Here is a 19,849-nt window from a genome sequence, read left to right as displayed (position 1 = left end):
CTTTTTTAATCTCAATAATAATAACATATAAAACAACCCCATAAAAATAATTTAACATGAAAACTAAATTGATCCTTTTAGCTTTTTGTTTATTATTCAGTGTAATGAATATAAAAGCCCAGTGTTCTTTTACGCCCACGATTACGAGTCCCCGCCTCGGAGCTCAGTTTCCCGATAAGGTCGTATTCTGTAATGTAGAAACGGAAACCCTTTCCACACAAGCTTATGACAGCTACCAATGGTATAAGCAGGAATGGACCTGGCAGTCACCCAACCCCAACCCATGGATAGCTATTCCGGGAGCCACTTCCCAAAACCTGACGATTAACGGGACGGATGATATGCTGTATTATTTTAAAGTAGAAGTGACTTCCAATAACTGTACGGCAGAAAGCCAGGTTATTATGGCAGACGGTTTCGCTTATGCATTACCGGCAATGGTGGCGAATTTTACACCAGGAACCTATGAGCAGATAGGTGCCGGAGAATATAATGTGTGTAGTGGAGCATCTGTAGTATTTGAGAATATGTTTCCAGATTTATACGGAATCCATACCTGGTATCAGTGTACACCTGCTAATATTCCACCGGTATCCGGAGATCCATGCATTATCCCCGGAGCCACCGGAGATTCCTATACAGCTGCTGCTTCCGGTGAATATGGGTTCTATGCCTGTACGGAATATTGTCCTGATCAGTGTGAGTTTCTAGGGCTGGGAGGATTTGTAAAGCTTAATTTCGGGAGCTTTGGCTTTTGCAATCTGACTACGGGGGAAGTTAATCCCAATGATAATGACCTGAGCGTATATCCTAACCCCACCGCACAGTTTATATATATAGGTAAAGAATCCGATAAGCGCTATAAAGTAGTTTCGGTTATTGATGCTTCCGGTAAGCTTGTTTTACAAATAAGAGATCATCAGTATAATCAGCCTATAGATGTAAGTGGGCTTAATCCCGGGGTCTATTTTATTATTTCTAAAAATTCCCAAGGTAAAATGTACAGGAATAAATTTATAAAAAAATAATAGTTAGTTTTAATAATTGATGGGAAAGCGGTACGGATTATTATCTGTGCTGCTTTTTTATATCCCTATAAAAAGGTCCGCCCCAGTATGGGGCGGACCTGCTATGATTCATTCATTTTATTAAGGCCAATAGGTCTGCTGAGGGTCTCCTCCTCTCACTGTAAGATCACCCGGATCAAAGTTGGTTACAGAAACAGTGGTGTCATATATTCCATACAGAACAACTGCAAGGTTAGTTCCGGAAGTACGGTAATCTTTAGAGTTAAATATCAAGCGATATTTATAGATTTTAGTACCCAGATTATTAAACCATTTTGAGGTGTCGGTAACATTTCCTAAGGTGATATTCATACCTGTTTCACTGTTTTCAGAGGCAAATGCGGCGTTGGGACCTGCGTGTGCTCCGATTTCTCCGGTTGTGGAAGGCGCTCTGTTACCAGATTGCAGATAGACATCCAGAGATCCTACTCTGCTGTTATTGGTCAGAGAGCTGCTCCAGGTTAGAGCTGCAGATGGTGGATCTGCTGAAGATCTTGTAACAATAGAATAATTGAAGGTAGAACCGGATACATTTCTTGCCCATACTTTGTAATACAATCCTATTCCACCAAACTGGAATGTGGAGTTATTCTGCATTTCAAGGTCAATCATTCCGTTGTTTGCTCCTGTATATAATGGTCCCGTTGTTGCGGTATCATTTCCGGTTGGCACAAAATTCTGCCATATTCTAGGTTTTACATCAATAGTAGCCGAACAAGGTAATGTCGTATTGTTCAGGGTATTGGTAATCGTGTAGGTGGATGTTTGATTATTAGCGCCATTTCCGCCATTACTTACCTCCTCTGCCGTCATAGGGAATCTTCCGGATGTAGCCGTAATGGAATTTAAAGTTACGGTTTGTGATCCTGTTCCTACCGTTACTTCTCCACTATCGAATAGAATACCGTTTTTGTCTTGCGATCTCAGTCTGATTCTTCCGGCAACGGTCACATTTAAAGTTGCGGTAAGAGTGTTGCTGGAAGTAAGGCTGGTGGCTACGGTATAAGTACCTTGTGTAGACATGCTACAACTTGAATATTGGGCAAGGCCTAATGCTACATCAACAGTAAATGTACAGTTGGTTCCTCCCATATTCAGGTTAAAGGATGCTGTTCCGGAAGTATTCGGTGTACCTGATATCGTAAATACCAGATTGCCGTTTCCGTTAGCAAAGTTCCCTGCCGGGATAGAAGCTGTTAATCCGGTTACTCCTGTTGAAGCAATAGACTGAGCCGTATAAGGTCCTCCGTTTCCGTTAGTATAAGGAATACTTACGGATACTCCTGAGGCCGGGGATCCGCTCATTAATGTACCGGTAACCACTGCTGCTGCACAATTGATGGTTGCAGTTCCGGGGCTTACGTTTACGCTAAACGTACAGGTGGTATTGTTGATTGTAAAAAGGAAAGATGCCGTTCCCGAGCTGCTGGGAGTCCCGGTTACGGTAAACGCAAAATCTCCGTTTCCGTTGGAAAGGGTTCCGGGGGCAAGGGTGGCTGTAAGGCCGGTAACCCCAGTTGAGTTAATGGTTTGTCCTGCATAAGGATCCGTACTGCTTGAGGAATAAGGTATGGTTACAAACCCTGTATTAGGAACACTTTCAACAAAAGGGGTTCCGCTTCTTACCAAATCTGAACAGTAAAGCTGGAAAACAGTTGAATTTCCACATAGCTCAACCCATTGGTTATTTGAGTCGGCTTGCCAGTAGTTGTAACATTTTGTGTCTGTATTATAAATCCATAATCCGTCTACTACCAGGTCGCCTATTGTCGGTGAAATGGTGCCTCGTTGTGAGGTGGTTAGACGGGGGAATAATACTCCCGTATCATTGTTTGTCGAAACAATATCTAATGCAGCTTTTGAGTGGGGGGTGTTTGTATTGATACCAACCTGGCTAAACACCACGTAGCTACATATCATCAATATTGATGAAAATAATTGAGTTAAGTGCTTCATGGTACTTTATTTTTTTGTTGGACCTGTATTCGTTAAGGATGAAGACGACCTATTGGTTGTAACAGCTGTACCGCAAATCTGCAGCCAGGTATTTCTGGGAGCAGCAGCCCAATAGTTATAGCATTTCGTATCGGTGTTATATACCATTAGTCCATCAACAATAGCATCACCATTAGTTGGGGAAATAGCATTGATCTGAGCGGTCGTAAGTCTCGGGAACAAAACTCCTGTATTGTTATTTTTCGAGGTAATTTCCAAAGCAGATTTTTGATGTGGCGTATTTGTGTCAATACCAACTTGTGCAAATGAGAGCGTGCTAAAAAAAAATAGCAATAGGGGGAATAAGGTTTTTTTCATAACGTTAGTTCTTTAATTTAAATTATTTTTCATTGAATTTTGCTCATTTATGATAGTTCCTGAGTGGAGTTTCAGGATGCATTCACTGTAGAGTCAGTGCTTTTTGTAATAAATCTACGGGGTGTGAATTAATTGAAATAATTAATTATTAGGTAGTTTTTCTTTAATTTTCATGCGGATGTGTTTTAAATTTAATCAAAAATAATATTTTTTATTGAATATAATATATTTAATTCTTAAATTATTCTTTTTTAACACTTTAATCATAATGTAAAAGGTAATTGATAAATAATCATTACTAATGATAATGTCCTAAATGTCCTATTAGGGAAGTGTATATTATTAGTTAAACATAAGTTTAGTTCCGAACTTTGTAATAGTAATAATTAAGGATAAAAAACTGGTGTATGAGAGAAGAGCCGATGAATGGGCTATATGTTTTTAATCCTTTAAATTTTTGTGATTATGAGTTTACAGCCTAATAATATTAAAATTCCGGGAAGTGATGGAGAGGCCTTCAGGGACACTGTGGGAACAATGGATGATACCGGAAAAAGAAAATGGATTTTCCCTAAAAAACCTACCGGAAAATATACCAACTACAGAAATTATGTAAGTTATTTATTATTGATTCTGTTTTTCGGGTTACCCTTTGTGAAGATCAATAACAATCCTTTTTTATTGATAAATGTGCTGGATAGGAAGTTCTTTATTTTCGGCCAGCCGTTTTACCTTCAGGACTTTTTTATACTTGCGTTGGGAGCCGTTACCTCCGTTATCTTCGTAATGCTTTTTACCGTGGTATTTGGAAGGATATTCTGTGGGTGGCTTTGTCCTCAAACCCTGTTTATGGAAATGGTGTTCCGTAAGATTGAATATTGGATAGAAGGGGACAGAAACAGACAGATGAAACTCGCCAAGCAGGAGTGGAATGCTGAAAAGATCAGAAAAAGAATGTTGAAATGGGGGATTTTTGCCCTTATTTCGTTAGTGATTTCCCACTTCATGTTTATGTATATTGTAGGATATGAACAGGTTTTTCAGATTATGAGGGAAGGTCCATTTGCCCATCCTGTAAACTTTATAGTGATGATCTGTTTTACAGGAGCTTTTTATTTTGTATTTGCATGGTTTCGGGAGCAGGTATGTACATTAGTTTGTCCTTATGGAAGGCTTCAGGGAGTTTTAATAGATAAGCAGACCATCAATGTCTATTACGATTTTAAAAGGGGAGAAAACCGGGCGAAATGGCGAAATGGCGAAGACCGGAAAGCTATTGGTAAAGGGGATTGTATAGATTGTAACCAATGTGTGGTGGTATGTCCTACCGGAATAGATATCCGAAACGGGCAACAGCTGGAATGTGTAAATTGTACCGCGTGTATTGACGCATGTGATGAGGTAATGGACCGGGTAGGATTGCCTAAAGGATTAATCCGGTATGCAACTGAAGCTGAAATTGAAAATCAAACCAAATTCAAGTTCACATCAAGAATGGCGGCAACAACAGTCTTTCTTGCTCTTCTCATAGGATTTTTAGGTTTTCTGATGTATGACAGAGGAGCTATGGAAACCAAATTCATAAGACCCGCAGGCTCTACTTTTTTTGTCCAGGATGGTAAAATTACCAATACTTATATCTATACTTTCCTGAATAAATCCAACGAAAAGAAAGTAGTAACGATCAAAGTGTTGGAACCTTCCAATGCTGAAATAACATTCTTCGGTCCCAGTACAATTACGGTAAAAGGTGATGAAATCCTCAAAGGAAATATTAATATATCTTTCCCGGAAAAAGAAATCAAGCTTAATAAACAGAACATAGAGATAGGGGTCTTTGATGAAAACGGGAAGATGCTGGATTCCTATAAAACCACTTTTGAAGGTCCGTTTAAGCTACAGTTTTAATGCGTTTAGGATTTATATTTTTTAATGAATTGGGTAGGAGTTATTCCTGTGTTTTTACGGAAAACCCTCACAAAGTAGGAATACTCTTCATACCCTAATTTAAAAGCAATATCCACAAGGCTTTCATCAAGATAGATAAGCATTCTTTTAGCTTCCAGCATGACGCGTTCCGTAATAATTTCGGAAGCGGTTTTCCGTACGACGGTCTGCGTTATCCTATTAAGGTGCTTAGGCGTAATATTCAGCAGGGAAGCATAATAAGCAATGGATTTCCGGGTAGCAAAGTGTTCATTAAGTAAGCTTTCAAAATCCTGAAAATGCTTAAAATAAGAAAAGCTGGTGGGGCTTACCAGTATGTTGTCTTCCCGTGAAAATTGCCGGGTGGAATGAATATAAAGCTGGGTAATAAGTGAAAGGATGAAATTATCTTTCATAATATGGGAAGAATGAAATTCCTCTTCCATTTTTTTAAAAAGGGAAACGGTTTCTTTTAGCTCACCGGCACCCAGCTGTAACTTTTTATGAGAGGATGAAGATCCGAAAAAAGGAAAGTTCCTAAGCTTCTGGTTGACATAATATAAATCAAAATATTCCTGGGAATGAAAAAATATGTAACCGTCCGTCTCATCAGAAAGCTCCCAGCTATGTACTTGTCCGGGTGATAAAAAGAAAATGCTTCCTTCCGAAACCTCATACCTCTGAAAATCGATTTCATGTATCCCCGTTCCTTTGGTAAAAAGAACGGTAACATAAAAATCATGACGGTGGGGCTTCTCTATATGCTTATGACTCGTTACCAGGTGATCCTTTAAAGTATTAAAATAAAAATCCGAACGGCTTTTCCCGGATTGAAAAAGATTAATATGAAGAACCGATATAGAAGTCATTTGTTTTTACTCAAAAATAAACAAAAAATTATTGATTATCCTTAAATTCTTACTTGCTTCCTTGTAAGTGAGAAAAGAGCTTTACCATTCTGATATAAAAAAGTCAGGCATTGGAAATAAATATAAATTCCTACTTTTGCATAGATGTTTCGGCACATTTACATATTGACTTTGTTTTTCCTGGGATTTTTATTGATGCCAAAGTCCGTCTATGCATGTAATTTGAATACTCCGAAAGCAGGCAAGGTAACCTCTTATTCTCAAAGCAGAAATCAAAAGCAGGTATCTGAAAAACACCACCAGTGTAGGATGATATGCAGTCACCAAAAAGGAGGGAATAGCAGCTGTGGAAATAGTTGTGGCACCTCTTTATGCAAATGTCCGGCCAGTGGTCAGATTTCTTTTTTTACACCTCAGGACACTTTTTTGTTTGCCCATTCAATAAGCTTTGAAACCTCTTTATTTTCATTCTATAACACTAAAATTTCCAAAGGATTTCTTTCTATTTGGCTTATCCCTAAAATAGCTTAATTCTTCCTGTCAGCCGGAATTGTGTCTCGTTGAAATACTTTTGTTTCAATGTACTTATTATTATTCTATGGGTAAATATTTTCCCTGAAAAAATCAATGATAATGAGGATTTCCAATACGGCTGAACTCAATTTTAAATCAAGTTTGAAGCCTGGAAATATCCGGACTTCTATCCAAGTTTAACGGAAAAGAGTAAAAAGAATTAATAAAAATGATTAAATTCAAGAATACTAAAAAACTAATAATGAAACGCCTGGTTTTTTTTGAAAATAAAAAATATCGGATAATTAAGACTAAGCTTTTAGGTTTGTCAATATTCTTCTGTTTCCTGTCTTTTCATGCACAGCATAATCATACGGCAACAGCCCAAAAAAAGAACGAAACCCATAGCCATTCCGAAGACATACAACAGGATAAAAATATCCTACCCTTCCCTGCAAAAGCAGAAAGCAATGGAAAAACGGTAACGTATCATCTATACGTAAATGATACGATTGTAAACTATGCCGGCAAACCCAAAAAAGCAATAGCTGTAAACGGACAGATTCCCATGCCCACCCTTACTTTTACCGAGGGGGACACGGCTGAGATTATCGTTCATAATCTTATGGATGAAGCAACGGCTTTGCACTGGCATGGCTTAATGCTTCCCAATAAAGAAGACGGAGTTCCTTATCTTACCCAGATGCCGATAAAGCCTCATTCTACCTATACCTACAAATTCCCGATTATTCAAAATGGTACCCACTGGTATCATTCTCATTTCGGATTACAGGAGCAGATAGGAATGTATGGTTCATTTATCATGAAAAAAAGAGAGGATGACTCTACCTTTAGAAAAGGCATTGATGATTTACCTGCTGTCCCTCTGATCCTGAGCGAATGGACCAATATGAATCCCATGAATGTTCACAGGATGCTGCATAACGCCAATGATTGGTTTGCGATAAAAAAAGGGTCTACCCAAAGCTACTGGGAAGCCATTAAAGAAGGGCATTTGGGAACGAAAATCACTAATGAATGGAAACGTATGCTGGCCATGGATGTGAGTGATATCTACTATGATAAATTTCTGATAAACGGTGCATCGGATCAGCAGCTTTCCCAGTTTAAAGCAGGAGATAAAGTAAGACTGAGGATATCGAATGGCGGAGCATCCTCCTATTTTTGGCTTAATTATGCAGGGGGTAAGTTCCTGGTCGTAGCCAACGACGGAAAAGATGTAGAGCCTGTAGAAGTGGATAGGCTTATTATAGGAGTTTCCGAAACATATGACATTATAGTGACCATTCCGGAGAAAAATAAATCCTACGAACTTTTAGTAACTCCCGAGGACCGGACCCAGTCAACCTCAGTCTTTATTGGGGAAGGAGAAAAACAGTTTCATGCTCCGCTTCCTAAGCTTAAATATTTTGAAGGAATGAAAATGATGAATGATATGATGAAAATGAATGGCGATATGAAAGAAATGGGCGGTATGACCCTTCAAAAGATGGATATGAATGTCGTCATGTATCCTGAAATTACAGGTGAAAAAGAAAAAAAGAAAAAAGAACCCGAAATGAAAGAGGGAGCTATGAAAGGTATGGATATGAGCAACGGTAATCATTCGGGACACGACATGGATATGGGAACCGGAGAGATTACCACACTGAATTACAGTATGCTTAAATCTCCCTACGATACCTCACTCCCATCCCAGGCTCCTGTAAAAGAAATCACACTTACCCTCACAGGTAATATGAACCGTTATGTATGGAGTATGGATAATAAAGTACTTTCCGAAGTGGATAAAATTCCTGTCAAAAAAGGAGAAATTTTACGGATTACCTTAATAAACAATTCCATGATGCGGCATCCCATGCATTTACACGGCTTTGATTTCAGGGTGATTAATGGACAGGGATCGCAGGCTCCTCTTAAAAATGTGCTGGATATCATGCCCATGGAAACGGATGTTATAGAATTTGAAGCAAATAGGGAAGGAGACTGGTTTTTTCACTGCCATATTCTCTATCACATGATGTCTGGAATGAACAGGGTTTTTGCCGTTGGAGACTATAAAAATCCGGAATTGCCCGATAAAGAAAAAGCGTATAAAATGCTTCAGAAAGAAAGCAATGAATGGCACCTGATGGCAGAAAATGATTTTGCAACCAATGGAAATGACGGCCGCGCCATGTTACAAAATGCAAGATGGAGTATCGGTACGGAATGGAGACTGGGGTATAATAATATGGACGGTTTTGAAAACGAAACCCATGTCGGAAGATATATCGGTAAAATGCAGTGGCTGATGCCTTTCATCGGATTCGACTGGAGATATAGAAAAAGTAAAGATTCCGGAAATGAGAAAAACCTTTTTGGTCAGAAAAATGCTAAAGACAAAAGAGCCAATCTAAGTGCAGGAGTTGTATACACTCTTCCTATGCTTATTGATTTTCAGACGGAAATTTTTACAGATGGAATTGTAAGACTCCAGTTGAGAAGAGAGGATATTCCTTTGACACAAAGGTTAAGGGGTGCTTTTTCTGTCAATACAGACAAAGAATATATGCTGGGCTTAAAATATATAGTCACCAAAAATGCTTCCCTGTCGACCCACTATGACAGTGATATGGGGTGGGGAGCCGGTATAACCTTAACTTATTAACTCGATTAAATATTTACTATGGGAGGCATTTATGCCTCCTTTTTTATTCTTATTATATCCAAATCAAGTGAAATAAATTATATTTACATATAAAACACAAAATATGTTGATTAAAATTTATGGAAGTGCAATTCATGGAGTTGCGGCACAGACTATTACTATTGAAGTAAACGTGGATACGGGAATAGGCTATCACCTGGTTGGATTGCCCGATAATGCAATTAAAGAAAGCAGTTACAGAATTTCAGCAGCACTCAAAAATGTGGGCTATAAAATTCCGGGAAAGAAAATCACCATCAATATGGCACCTGCAGATCTCAGGAAGGAAGGATCAGCTTATGATTTAAGCATTGCGATCGGAATTCTGGCAGCGTCCGATCAGATACTGGCAGAAGAGCTTCAGGATTATATAATTATGGGTGAACTCTCGCTTGATGGAAGTTTACAGCCCATTAAAGGTGTGCTGCCTATTGCCATTCAGGCAAAGGAAGAAGGTTTTAAAGGAATTATCCTTCCCCAGCAAAATATAAAAGAAGCAGCTATTGTAAGCGGGCTTGACGTATACGGGATTCAGAATATCAAGGAAGTAATCGATTTCTTTAATAAAGAAAAAAATATTGATAAAGCTGATCTCGATATCAGAAAAGAATTTCATGAAAAAATAAATCAGTTTCCTTTTGATTTTTCGGAAGTAAAAGGACAGGAAACGGCTAAAAGAGCAATGGAAGTTGCTGCAGCCGGCGGCCACAATATTATTTTGATAGGACCTCCCGGAAGTGGGAAAACGATGTTGGCCAAAAGAGTACCCAGTATTCTTCCACCTTTAACATTAAAAGAAGCATTGGAAACCACAAAGATCCATTCCGTTGCAGGAAAAATGGGAATAGAAACAGCACTTATGACGGTTCGTCCCTACCGGTCACCCCATCATACGATTTCTGATGTCGCTTTGGTGGGCGGAGGAAGCTATCCCCAACCGGGAGAAATTTCACTTGCTCATAATGGAGTTCTTTTCCTGGATGAAATGCCGGAATTTAAAAGAACGGTTTTAGAAGTTATGAGACAGCCTTTGGAAGACAGGGAGGTTACAATTTCCCGGGCAAAGTTTACCGTAAACTATCCTGCAAGCTTTATGCTTGTGGCTTCTATGAATCCCAGTCCCAGCGGTTTTTTTCCTGATGATCCCGGAAATACATCATCAGCCTACGAAATGCAACGTTATATGAATAAGCTATCAGGACCTTTGTTGGACCGTATTGATATACATATAGAAGTTCAGAAAGTAGAATTTGAACAGTTGACGGAAAAGAGGAAGGGAGAGAAAAGTGAAGAAATAAGGAAGCGGGTTTTGAAGGCAAGGGAAGTACAGCAACAGCGGTATGAAGATTTAAAGATAAGTTACAATGCCCAAATGGGACCCCGGGAAATAGAAAAATTCTGTGAATTGGATGAAACTTCTGTTGACCTCATAAAAATGGCCATGGAAAAACTAAATCTATCAGCAAGGGCTTATGACCGGATTTTAAAAGTAGCCCGGACAATTGCGGATCTTGAAGGCTCGGAAAAAATACTTTCCCCTCATATTTCTGAAGCGATACAGTATAGAAGCCTGGATCGGGGATTTTGGAATGTATAAAAAAACAGATCGGATAGATATCCGATCTGTTTTTGTTTATTTAAGTCCTTTGGCAATCTTTAATAATTCCTTTCCATCATAATAACCCAGGCTTTTATTAATTATATTTCCTTGACTGTCTATGAATAAAAGAGAGGGGTAGCCTTTTAGCCCATACTTTTTAACGAGCTCCTTTCCTTCTCCTTTTTCACCGTCAATTTCTAGGTTAACGAAATTTTTATTAAAATAATCACTTACATTTTTATCCTTAAAACTCGTGTTTTTAAGAAGCTTACAGGGACCGCACCATACCGCATAAATATCCAGGAAAATAATTTTCTTTTCTTTCCTGGCTCTTACCATAGCCTCCTTCAGACTTCCTTTATAAAAACTGATTTCCTGAGTACCTGGAGAAATCTCAGAGGAAGACTTAAAAGAATACCCAAGGATAACGAGTGCTGCTAAAGCCAGTGTTACTACTATATTTTTCATTTTAATAATCTTTAAAGAATTAGAGATAAGCCTTTAAGGCATATTATTTTTTATTTGTAATTAGAGTCGGGCTTATTCTGAAATCCTGACAAAAGAATTTCTTAAAAATTTCACTTAAAGAAGTTAAGCTGTTGATGGGCAGTGGCTTAATTTGTTATGGGTTTTTTGTTTTATTTCCGTGGTCTAAATTATCCCTCTTTAAATATTCTGAAATATGGCAGCGTACTTATTTATAAGATTTAAATATCAATAAATAAATTCCTCGTTTTACTATTTATCCATAGCTTTGTATAAAATAAAAAATGATGATATTATTACAGATTAATTTTGATTTTCCTGTAGAAATGATGGGAGAAAGCTTATCGGTCAATGCAAAACCTTTAGCGGAAAGTATCAATGAAGAAAAAGGTTTTATTTCAAAAATATGGATTGAGAATAAAGAAACGGGAAGAAGTGGCGGAATTTATGTTTTTGATACCCTCGATAATGCCAGGGCATATGCTGAAATGCACTCCAAAAGAGTAGAGGCTATGGGAGCGACTCATATAGACTGCCAGTATTTTACCATTAATGAACCTCTTTCTCAACTAAATAAGGGAATTAACTGATTAAAAGATAAAGGAGTTTAAATAATTAAACTCCTTTTTTTCCATCAAAGATCATCCGAATCATTTTTGATTTTCTGTTCTCCCTGGTTTCCTGTTTCTTCGCTTCTTCGATCCAGCGGATATATTCTTTTCTGTGCGTATAGCTCATTTTATCGAACAAATCTTTGGCCACAGGATTCTGATCAAATATTTGGGCAATATCATCTGCAATCTCAACTGTTCTTTCTTCTTTGTCTTCAGAAAGGTTTACCGATACCTCATCTCCAAAAGTTTTCCTCAACTGTTTACGGACTTCCTGAGTAAGGCCCAAAATGTGACAAGGGGATTTCATTTTGGAAAGACTTCCTCTATATTCTACTTTGCTGTCAAATATTGCTTTTACCTTTACCTGTCCCTTTTTATGGAATAAATCTTCTGTGGAAAACGGAAACTCTACAAAAGCAGCGTTCATGGTTCCGTTTTGTTTAATAATAGCTGAAAATTGTATTTCTTGAGATGACATAAAAATTAATTAAGTATTCAAAAATAAAAAAAACCGTGGAAGAAATTCCACGGTTTATATCTGTTCAAAAAAATATTTATTTTTTGCTCTTTGCTTTAGATTTTGCTGGAACAGCTTTTGTCTTGGTATCGGCAGGAGTATTTTCATCTCTTACAAGCGTTAGCTCGTCGATTAATCTTCTTGCTCCTGCATATTTATCGATTGTCCAAAGAACAAAACGGATATCAACATTGATTGTTTTCTGCCATTCAGGTTCAAAAACGATATCTCCGCTTAATGCTTCACTGTTTCCGTCAAATGCAATTCCGATAAGGTTTCCGTCACCATCAATTACCGGAGATCCTGAGTTTCCACCTGTAATATCATTATTGGAAAGGAAATTAACAGGCATATGCCCTGCAGCATCTGCATACTGACCGAAATCTTTCATATTGTAAAGGTCGATCACTCTCTGAGGAAGGTCAAACTCTTCATCATCTTTTTTGTATTTACCTATTAAACCTTCCATATCTGTATAGTAGTTTTCAGTTACTCCAAAATAGTTTCTGTCGCTTCTGATAGGTAAAGTGTCTATTGATCCGTAGGTAAGTCTCATCGTAGAATTAGCATCCGGATAGAATTTTTTCTCAGGCATGGCTTTCATTAATCCCGCTAAGAATAAACGGTTGTTCTTAGCAAAATTATCGTCTACTTTGATGAATTTTTCTGTATTTGCTTTTTGATCTGCTGCGATTCCTTTTGCGATTTTCCAAAGAGGATCAGCATCCAATTTTAAACGGTCCGGATTAAGGATGAAATTAGTGGCAGAAGTTTTATTGGCAAAGATAGAAGAATAAGCAACATTTGATAAATTGTTAGCATCCAGCCCAAGGATAGTGTTAGAAGCAACATCTCTGTTGGTTACTTTTAATTTATAAAGGCTTACCATGGTGCTTAGCATTTCACCTTCAAGGTTGGTATTGAAGTTTTCGTAGGCGCTTTTAATAGCCGCTTCCACTTTTGGCTTCATCGCTAGTCTTCCCTGCATATCCAGCTGGGCATAGGTATTAAGAACACTTCCTAATTGGAAAGCAAGGCTGATGTATTTAGCATTTCTGGAAAGCTGAGCAGAATAATTTCTTTCAACATTTCTGTCAGAAACCTGCTTATAATAAGCTTCAATATCTTCTAAAACCCCATCATATATTTCATTACCGGGCTGTACGGACCATGCTCTGTAGGTGGCCTCGATTTTTTGTTTGTCAGAGATCGTTCCGTTTTTATCTACGGCATCAATTGTTCCCTGTCTGTTTTTCCAGTAATTGGCTACCGAAGCGTATTGGGAAGCATAGCTAAGCTGAGTCGCTTTATCTTTATCCATATACTTCTTCATTACATCCATAGCTATTTTGGAAGCTTCCACCCATGCCGGATAATCCCGGTTAACCATCTGCTGGATTCCGTAAGAAGTTAAATAACGGTTGGTTCTTCCCGGATATCCTAAGATCATAGCGAAGTCCCCAGGCTTGAATCCCTTAAGGGAAACAGGAAGGTGGTGCTTGGGCTTTAAAGGAACATTGCTTGGAGAATATTCCGCAGGGTTACCGGTAGCATCAGCATAAACACGGAAAACCGTAAAGTCATCCGTATGTCTTGGCCATTCCCAGTTATCCGTATCTCCACCGAATTTTCCTAAAGAGGAAGGCGGAGCTCCTACTAGTCTGATATCTTTATAATCCTGGTAAACAAAATAATAAAATTCATTTCCATTAAAGAAATCTTTTACTACCACAGTATATTTTCCATTTTCTGAGTTTTCGGACTCGATGGCTTTTGTTTCAGCCTCGATGATAGCTTTTCTCTCAGTAGGAGTCATGCTGTTGTTTAGCTTTGAATTAATTCTTTGCGTAGCATCATCCATTCTTACTAAAAATCTAACATACAGGTTTTTAGCATTGAATTCGTCTTTTTGTTTCAAGGCCCAGAATCCGTTTTTCAGATAATCTTTTTCCGGAGTGGAAGCAGCTGCTACTGCACCATATCCACAGTGGTGATTCGTGAAGATAAGCCCTTTGTCAGATACAATTTCCCCTGTACAAAATCCTCCAAAACTTACAATCGCATCCTTTAAACTGGAATTGTTTACAGAATAAATTTCCTCAGGAGTCAAATGCAAACCTTCTTTTTGCATATCAACACCATTAAGCCTTTTGATGAGCATTAATAGCCACATTCCTTCATCGGCTCTCATTTGAGCAAAACTCAATAAGAAAGTGAATAGTAGAAGTATTCTTTTCATTTTATATAATAATTTTTTGTGGGGCTAATTTACTAATTTTTACGATATTTAAATGGATTGGTACAGAATTGGAGGGGCTTTCTTTATGAAAAAAATTATGATAACATTTTTTGTAATTATTACACTCGGATTGGTAGGGAGCTGTTCTTCACAACCGGCTGCTAAAAATTACAATTTACAAAGACAGTGGATGTTGGTGTCATTCAGTAATTTTACAAAAGATCAGTTGATTAAAAGCAAGGCTGCCATTGACCTTACGGCTAAAGAGGAAAAAGGTAAAATTCAAGGATCGGCATTTATGGGATGCAACAATATGTTTTTTACTTCTGAATTTAAAAATAATGGAAAAATGAAGATTTCGGGATTAGGAGGAACATTGATGGCCTGTAATAATATGGACCTTGAAAACTCTTTTGGTGAAAGCTTTGAAAATATGACCCGCTACACCATCAAAGGACATGAACTCATTTTGTCTGATGAAAGAGGAAATGAAATGAAATTTATCGCCGCAGATTGGGATTAAATAGATTGGAAAGCCTGTAAACACAGGCTTTTTTTATTTATATAATAATATGATTTTGTAGTTTCAATAGCAAATACTTTATAAAGATGCTAAAAAACTAAGAATCAATATTATATTAAAGGGTTTTTAATAGTAAACAAGGGTTATTTTTGAGGAAAATTTGTTTATCTTATTTAAAAATGCTATCTTGTAAATCTTATAATATACATAGACTTAATGCTCGAAAAGAAAGAACATAGTTATGAGAAAGCCGTATTGGTGGGGCTCATTACAAAAGACCAGGATGAGGAGAAGCTTAAAGAATATATGGATGAGCTGGAGTTTCTGGCTTATACGGCCGGTGCAACGGTAGAAAAAAGGTTTACCCAAAAACTATCGCAACCGGATTCAAGAACTTTTGTCGGAAGCGGAAAAGCCGAAGAAATAAAAACGTACGTTAAGGAAAACGAAATCGGAACCATTATTTTCGATGATGAACTTTCTCCTTCACAGCTCAAAAACTTAGAAAGAGAACTGGAAGTAAAAATACTGGACAGAACCAATCTTATTCTTGATATTTTTGCTCAGAGAGCGCAGACTTCTTATGCGAGGACGCAGGTGGAACTGGCACAATACGAATATCTTTTACCAAGGCTGACCCGTATGTGGACCCACTTGGAACGTCAGAGAGGAGGGATCGGGATGAGAGGACCCGGAGAAACAGAGATAGAAACCGACCGTCGTATTATCCGTGACAGAATATCATTGCTCAAAGAAAAACTTAAAACCATCGATAAACAGATGGCTACCCAACGAAATAACCGTGGCAAAATGGTAAGAGTATCGCTGGTAGGATACACGAATGTGGGAAAATCCACCTTGATGAATTCTCTTTCCAAATCAGAAGTTTTTGCTGAAAACAAACTGTTTGCAACTCTTGATACCACAGTAAGAAAAGTAGTAATTGGAAATTTACCCTTCCTTCTTACAGATACCGTTGGGTTTATCAGAAAGCTGCCGACACAGCTGGTGGAATCTTTCAAATCTACTTTGGATGAAGTGAGAGAAGCTGACCTGCTGATCCATGTTGTGGATATCTCCCATGCCAGTTTTGAAGATCACATTGCTTCCGTTAATCAGATTTTGCAGGAAATAGATGCCCATAGAAAGCCGATGATTATGGTTTTCAATAAGATCGATGATTTCAGCTATGAGAAAAAAGAGGAAGATGACCTTACTCCATCTACAAGAAAGAATATTTCATTGGATGAATGGAAGAAAACATGGATGGCAAAGTCCAAATATCCTACGGTTTTCATATCGGCTCTTACCAAAGAAAACTTCCCTGAAATGAAAAAGCTTATATATGATGAAGTAATGAAAATTCATATTTCCAGATTTCCTTATAATGACTTCCTGTTTGAATATTTTGAGGACGAGGAAGATGAAAATAACAATTGATGAAATATCGTATTTTCTTATTATTGCTTTTAATCTCTGTTTTTGGCTTTAGTCAGAAATCAAAGATAGATTTTAAAGGGATTGAAAAAAATCTCAGAAACCCCCAGTCTCTCTATAACTATGAGAGATTGATTTTTAAATTTAAAGGGATTCCCAAATCCCTTGACAGCATCGAAGCCCAACACCTTTATTATGGAAGAAACTTTAGAGAAAATAAGGTCTCTACCAATGATGAAGAGTTTAAAAAGCTTGTGGTGGCTTTCAAGGAAAATAATTTTGAGGATTGTATAAAGCTGGGAAGAGCTTTGTATGATAAGGATCCTACTAATCTGGATGTTCTTCTTATATTGCTTCGTACCTACGATGCTAAGCAGGATTCAAGTAATTTTTTACATCATTTGAGCCAGTTCAAATTACTTACCGATGCCATGAAGAACTCCGGGGACGGCAAATCTGAGAAAACAGCCTATTATGTAAATTCTGTGGGAGACGAATATATTTTATTGAATATTCTTAACATCGGGCAGGATTTTACAAGAACTTCCAAATCCTTAAAAGACGGAGTCATGGACATTTGGAAAAACAATAACAACGAAGTATATATCAAAGTACTTTATTTAGATTTTAACTAAAAAAACACCTTTTTGTGGAATTATATTATTCATTTTCAGCCTTAATAGTTTTGGCCTCTATATTCGCGTATCTTAATTACAGATTTCTGAAACTTCCCAGCACAATCGGGATTATGGTCATTGCGATCATTGTTTCCATTTTTCTGGTTTCCTTTGGAGAAACCGTTTTACCCCGGACTTTCGGGCATCTACATAATTTAATGAACAGCATCGACTTTACGGAAGTACTGATGGGTGCTATGCTTAATTTCCTCTTATTTGCCGGAGGAATCCATATTAATATCAACGACTTAAAAGAGCAGTTCTGGCCCGTGGTCATTTTTTCTACGGCAGGAGTGGTCATTTCCACATTCGTGGTAGGCTTTGGAGTTTATTATTTATTGCCTTTGGTAGGAGTTAACCTGCCATTGATCTATTGCCTTGTTTTCGGAGCGCTCATTTCCCCAACGGATCCGGTGGCGGTGCTGAGTGTCTTAAAGATGGCAAATGTTTCCAAATCCCTGGAAACCAAAGTAGCAGGAGAATCTCTTTTCAATGACGGTATGGCAGTTGTGGTTTTCACTGTGATCCTGCAGCTTGCTATCGGAAAAGAAGTGGATCTGGGGCTTGAGAACATCTCTCTTTTATTGCTTGAAGAAGCAGGAGGAGGATTGTTATTAGGAGTTGTTCTCGGTTGGGTTACTTCAAGGTTGATGCGTGAAGTAGATGATTATATTATTTCAGTATTGGTAACACTGTCTGTGGTGATGGGAGGATATCTTGTCGCCCGACAACTTCATATTTCCGGACCACTTACGATGGTAGCGGCAGGACTTTTTATGGGTAATTTTAATGTTAAATTCAAAATGAAATCCGTTACCCAGGATTACCTGATTAAATTTTGGGAACTTATAGATGAAATCCTGAATGCCGTATTATTCCTGTTCATCGGTTTTGAGCTTTTAATGATCAAAGACCTGAACCATTTTATCATTCCGGGAATTGTGGCTATCGTGGTGGTTTTAATTGCCAGGTTTATCTCTATTTGGGGACCCACGAAATTCATGTCCTTTAAAACCCGTTTCAGCCCGCAGACCGTCAAAGTGCTGGTATGGGGAGGAATACGGGGCGGAGTTTCCATAGCGCTGGCCATGTCCATTCCCAAAGGTGAGTATAGCAATGTAATTTTAAGCATCACCTACTGTGTCGTGGTCTTTTCAATCATCGTTCAGGGGCTTACTATTGGTAAAGTGGCAAACCCTAAAATGATTGCCAAAGAAGAGCAGGAACAGGAAGTTGCCGTAGAAGAAGTACATTAAAAAACAATTCTGAACAGAATAATCATAGTTCTTCGATGAGTACAGTTAAAGAAATACATGAAGCATTAGCCGTCCTTTCTATCCCTGAAAAGGCGGCGTTCTTTCCTAAGTTTTTTAAAACAGGGAAAGGAGAATATGGAGAAGGAGATCTTTTTTTAGGAGTTAAGGTTCCCGATCAGAGATCCGTGGCAAAAGAATATTATGCTAAAATTTCTCTTCAGGAATTGAGCGAGCTGTTATCATCAGGGTATCATGAGCATAGATTAACTGCATTGCTCATGCTGATTTCCAAATTTGAGAAAACAAAAGATCCGGTATTGAAAAAAGATCTGGTAGATTTTTATCTCGATCATTTACCACATGTAAACAATTGGGATCTGGTAGATTCCAGCTGCTATAAAATTCTGGGAAGATATGCTTTTGAAAATCAAAAAGAAGATCTGCTTAGAAAACTGTCTGAATCCGGTGAGATGTGGCACAAAAGAATAGCGGTAGTAGGTACCATGCATTATGTGAAAAAAGGATATTTTGAACTTACCAAAGAATTTGTTACCTACAATCTTAAACATCCGCATGATCTGATGCATAAGGCCAACGGCTGGCTGCTTAGAGAAATGGGACAGAAAGATGAAAAGGAATTAATTACCTATCTTAATCAGTATTATAAAGAAATGCCCCGCACCTGCTTAAGATACGCAATAGAAAAGCTTGAGGAAGAAATGAGGCAGGATTATTTAAAAGGAAGAATATAATGGATTGCTTTTTTTGGAAAACCTTGGTTCATTACTTTTTGCATTTGGTCTTTCCGGTTTTTATAGCACTTGTTTTTTTTCCTAAGGACTGGAAAAAGGCATATCTTATAATGCTGGGGACCATGCTGGTGGATTTAGACCATTTATTTGCCAATCCGATCTTTGATCCGAATAGAAATAGCATAGGATTCCACTTTTTGCATTCTTATTATGCCATTGCGGTTTACTTTTTGCTGCTATTTTTTAAAGGCAATATTAAAATTATCGGTATTGGTTTATTGTTGCATATGCTGACGGATATTCAGGATTATCAGCTGTGGAATTGCTAAGTATTATTAGTTTTTTCTTTT

17 protein-coding genes are annotated in these 19,849 nt (G+C 37.9%); 11 read left to right on the top strand and 6 right to left on the bottom strand.

Features of this window, described 5'->3' with window-relative positions:
• Window positions 1–56: 56 nt before the first annotated feature.
• Window positions 57–1,028 carry a T9SS type A sorting domain-containing protein gene (locus ABJ974_RS16145; RefSeq protein ID WP_419869247.1) on the top strand — a complete coding sequence of 324 codons (972 nt, stop codon included), beginning with the start codon at window positions 57–59 and terminating at the stop codon, window positions 1,026–1,028.
• A gap of 120 nt (window positions 1,029–1,148) precedes the next feature.
• Here the strand turns inward: ABJ974_RS16145 and ABJ974_RS16140 are convergent, their stop codons facing one another.
• Window positions 1,149–3,023, bottom strand: coding sequence for a hypothetical protein (locus ABJ974_RS16140; RefSeq protein ID WP_419869246.1), 1,875 nt, complete (start codon window positions 3,021–3,023; stop codon window positions 1,149–1,151).
• A 6-nt stretch (window positions 3,024–3,029) separates the two neighbouring features.
• Window positions 3,030–3,281 carry a hypothetical protein gene (locus tag ABJ974_RS16135; protein WP_419869245.1) on the bottom strand — a complete coding sequence of 84 codons (252 nt, stop codon included), beginning with the start codon at window positions 3,279–3,281 and terminating at the stop codon, window positions 3,030–3,032.
• Between the two features lie 564 nt (window positions 3,282–3,845).
• Here ABJ974_RS16135 and ccoG point away from each other — a divergent pair.
• Window positions 3,846–5,288, top strand: a complete 1,443-nt coding sequence (ccoG, locus tag ABJ974_RS16130; protein WP_419869244.1) for a cytochrome c oxidase accessory protein CcoG — start codon at window positions 3,846–3,848, stop codon at window positions 5,286–5,288.
• Between the two features lie 5 nt (window positions 5,289–5,293).
• Here the strand turns inward: ccoG and ABJ974_RS16125 are convergent, their stop codons facing one another.
• A complete protein-coding gene (locus ABJ974_RS16125) occupies window positions 5,294–6,175 on the bottom strand; it encodes an AraC family transcriptional regulator (protein ID WP_419869243.1) in 882 nt (293 codons plus the stop codon).
• A gap of 775 nt (window positions 6,176–6,950) precedes the next feature.
• Between ABJ974_RS16125 and ABJ974_RS16120 the strand changes: the two genes are divergently transcribed.
• A complete protein-coding gene (locus tag ABJ974_RS16120; RefSeq protein ID WP_419869242.1) occupies window positions 6,951–9,359 on the top strand; it encodes a multicopper oxidase family protein in 2,409 nt (802 codons plus the stop codon).
• Window positions 9,360–9,462: 103 nt separating this feature from the next.
• On the top strand, window positions 9,463–10,995 hold the full coding sequence (locus tag ABJ974_RS16115; protein ID WP_419869241.1) for a YifB family Mg chelatase-like AAA ATPase: 1,533 nt from the start codon (window positions 9,463–9,465) through the stop codon (window positions 10,993–10,995).
• Between the two features lie 36 nt (window positions 10,996–11,031).
• Here ABJ974_RS16115 and ABJ974_RS16110 read toward each other — a convergent pair whose 3' ends face one another.
• Window positions 11,032–11,466, bottom strand: a complete 435-nt coding sequence (locus ABJ974_RS16110; RefSeq protein WP_419869240.1) for a thioredoxin family protein — start codon at window positions 11,464–11,466, stop codon at window positions 11,032–11,034.
• 302 nt (window positions 11,467–11,768) lie between these two features.
• Between ABJ974_RS16110 and ABJ974_RS16105 the strand changes: the two genes are divergently transcribed.
• Entirely contained in the window at window positions 11,769–12,074 is a 306-nt protein-coding gene (locus ABJ974_RS16105; protein WP_419869239.1) for a monooxygenase, read from the top strand.
• Between the two features lie 25 nt (window positions 12,075–12,099).
• Here ABJ974_RS16105 and ABJ974_RS16100 read toward each other — a convergent pair whose 3' ends face one another.
• A complete protein-coding gene (locus tag ABJ974_RS16100; RefSeq protein WP_419869238.1) occupies window positions 12,100–12,576 on the bottom strand; it encodes a YdeI/OmpD-associated family protein in 477 nt (158 codons plus the stop codon).
• Window positions 12,577–12,652: 76 nt separating this feature from the next.
• Window positions 12,653–14,854: a S46 family peptidase gene (locus ABJ974_RS16095; RefSeq protein WP_419869237.1), complete on the bottom strand. Its 2,202-nt coding sequence runs from the start codon at window positions 14,852–14,854 to the stop codon at window positions 12,653–12,655.
• Between the two features lie 97 nt (window positions 14,855–14,951).
• Between ABJ974_RS16095 and ABJ974_RS16090 the strand changes: the two genes are divergently transcribed.
• The 6 genes from ABJ974_RS16090 to ABJ974_RS16065 all read left to right on the top strand — a co-directional run bounded on the left by ABJ974_RS16090 (window position 14,952) and on the right by ABJ974_RS16065 (window position 19,828).
• A complete protein-coding gene (locus ABJ974_RS16090) occupies window positions 14,952–15,377 on the top strand; it encodes an META domain-containing protein (protein ID WP_419869236.1) in 426 nt (141 codons plus the stop codon).
• Window positions 15,378–15,593: 216 nt separating this feature from the next.
• Window positions 15,594–16,817 carry a GTPase HflX gene (hflX, locus tag ABJ974_RS16085; RefSeq protein ID WP_419869235.1) on the top strand — a complete coding sequence of 408 codons (1,224 nt, stop codon included), beginning with the start codon at window positions 15,594–15,596 and terminating at the stop codon, window positions 16,815–16,817.
• Entirely contained in the window at window positions 16,817–17,449 is a 633-nt protein-coding gene (locus ABJ974_RS16080; RefSeq protein ID WP_419869234.1) for a DUF4919 domain-containing protein, read from the top strand. The genes hflX and ABJ974_RS16080 overlap by 1 nt, the downstream gene beginning before the upstream one ends.
• Before the next feature lie 14 nt (window positions 17,450–17,463).
• A complete protein-coding gene (locus tag ABJ974_RS16075) occupies window positions 17,464–18,747 on the top strand; it encodes a cation:proton antiporter (RefSeq protein WP_419869233.1) in 1,284 nt (427 codons plus the stop codon).
• 35 nt (window positions 18,748–18,782) lie between these two features.
• Window positions 18,783–19,499 (top strand): DNA alkylation repair protein, encoded by a 717-nt coding sequence (locus tag ABJ974_RS16070; RefSeq protein WP_419869232.1) that lies wholly within the window; start codon window positions 18,783–18,785, stop codon window positions 19,497–19,499.
• Window positions 19,499–19,828 carry a DUF6122 family protein gene (locus tag ABJ974_RS16065; protein ID WP_419869231.1) on the top strand — a complete coding sequence of 110 codons (330 nt, stop codon included), beginning with the start codon at window positions 19,499–19,501 and terminating at the stop codon, window positions 19,826–19,828. The genes ABJ974_RS16070 and ABJ974_RS16065 overlap by 1 nt, the downstream gene beginning before the upstream one ends.
• The last annotated feature ends 21 nt before the right edge of the window (window positions 19,829–19,849 follow it).

Origin of the sequence: Chryseobacterium sp. CT-SW4 (genome assembly GCF_048572715.1) — a bacterium.
GTDB lineage: Bacteria > Bacteroidota > Bacteroidia > Flavobacteriales > Weeksellaceae > Chryseobacterium.
This window is presented reverse-complemented; position numbering and strand designations above follow the sequence as displayed.

Coding starts and splice junctions, on each gene's coding strand:
- ABJ974_RS16145 (WP_419869247.1), top strand. CDS start 57: ATGAAAACTAAATTGATCCTTTTAGCTTTTTGTTTATTATTCAGTGTA.
- ABJ974_RS16140 (WP_419869246.1), bottom strand. CDS start 3,023: ATGAAGCACTTAACTCAATTATTTTCATCAATATTGATGATATGTAGC.
- ccoG (WP_419869244.1), top strand. CDS start 3,846: ATGAGTTTACAGCCTAATAATATTAAAATTCCGGGAAGTGATGGAGAG.
- ABJ974_RS16125 (WP_419869243.1), bottom strand. CDS start 6,175: ATGACTTCTATATCGGTTCTTCATATTAATCTTTTTCAATCCGGGAAA.
- ABJ974_RS16120 (WP_419869242.1), top strand. CDS start 6,951: ATGAAACGCCTGGTTTTTTTTGAAAATAAAAAATATCGGATAATTAAG.
- ABJ974_RS16115 (WP_419869241.1), top strand. CDS start 9,463: ATGTTGATTAAAATTTATGGAAGTGCAATTCATGGAGTTGCGGCACAG.
- ABJ974_RS16110 (WP_419869240.1), bottom strand. CDS start 11,466: ATGAAAAATATAGTAGTAACACTGGCTTTAGCAGCACTCGTTATCCTT.
- ABJ974_RS16105 (WP_419869239.1), top strand. CDS start 11,769: ATGATGATATTATTACAGATTAATTTTGATTTTCCTGTAGAAATGATG.
- ABJ974_RS16100 (WP_419869238.1), bottom strand. CDS start 12,576: ATGTCATCTCAAGAAATACAATTTTCAGCTATTATTAAACAAAACGGA.
- ABJ974_RS16095 (WP_419869237.1), bottom strand. CDS start 14,854: ATGAAAAGAATACTTCTACTATTCACTTTCTTATTGAGTTTTGCTCAA.
- ABJ974_RS16090 (WP_419869236.1), top strand. CDS start 14,952: ATGATAACATTTTTTGTAATTATTACACTCGGATTGGTAGGGAGCTGT.
- hflX (WP_419869235.1), top strand. CDS start 15,594: ATGCTCGAAAAGAAAGAACATAGTTATGAGAAAGCCGTATTGGTGGGG.
- ABJ974_RS16080 (WP_419869234.1), top strand. CDS start 16,817: ATGAAATATCGTATTTTCTTATTATTGCTTTTAATCTCTGTTTTTGGC.
- ABJ974_RS16070 (WP_419869232.1), top strand. CDS start 18,783: ATGAGTACAGTTAAAGAAATACATGAAGCATTAGCCGTCCTTTCTATC.
- ABJ974_RS16065 (WP_419869231.1), top strand. CDS start 19,499: ATGGATTGCTTTTTTTGGAAAACCTTGGTTCATTACTTTTTGCATTTG.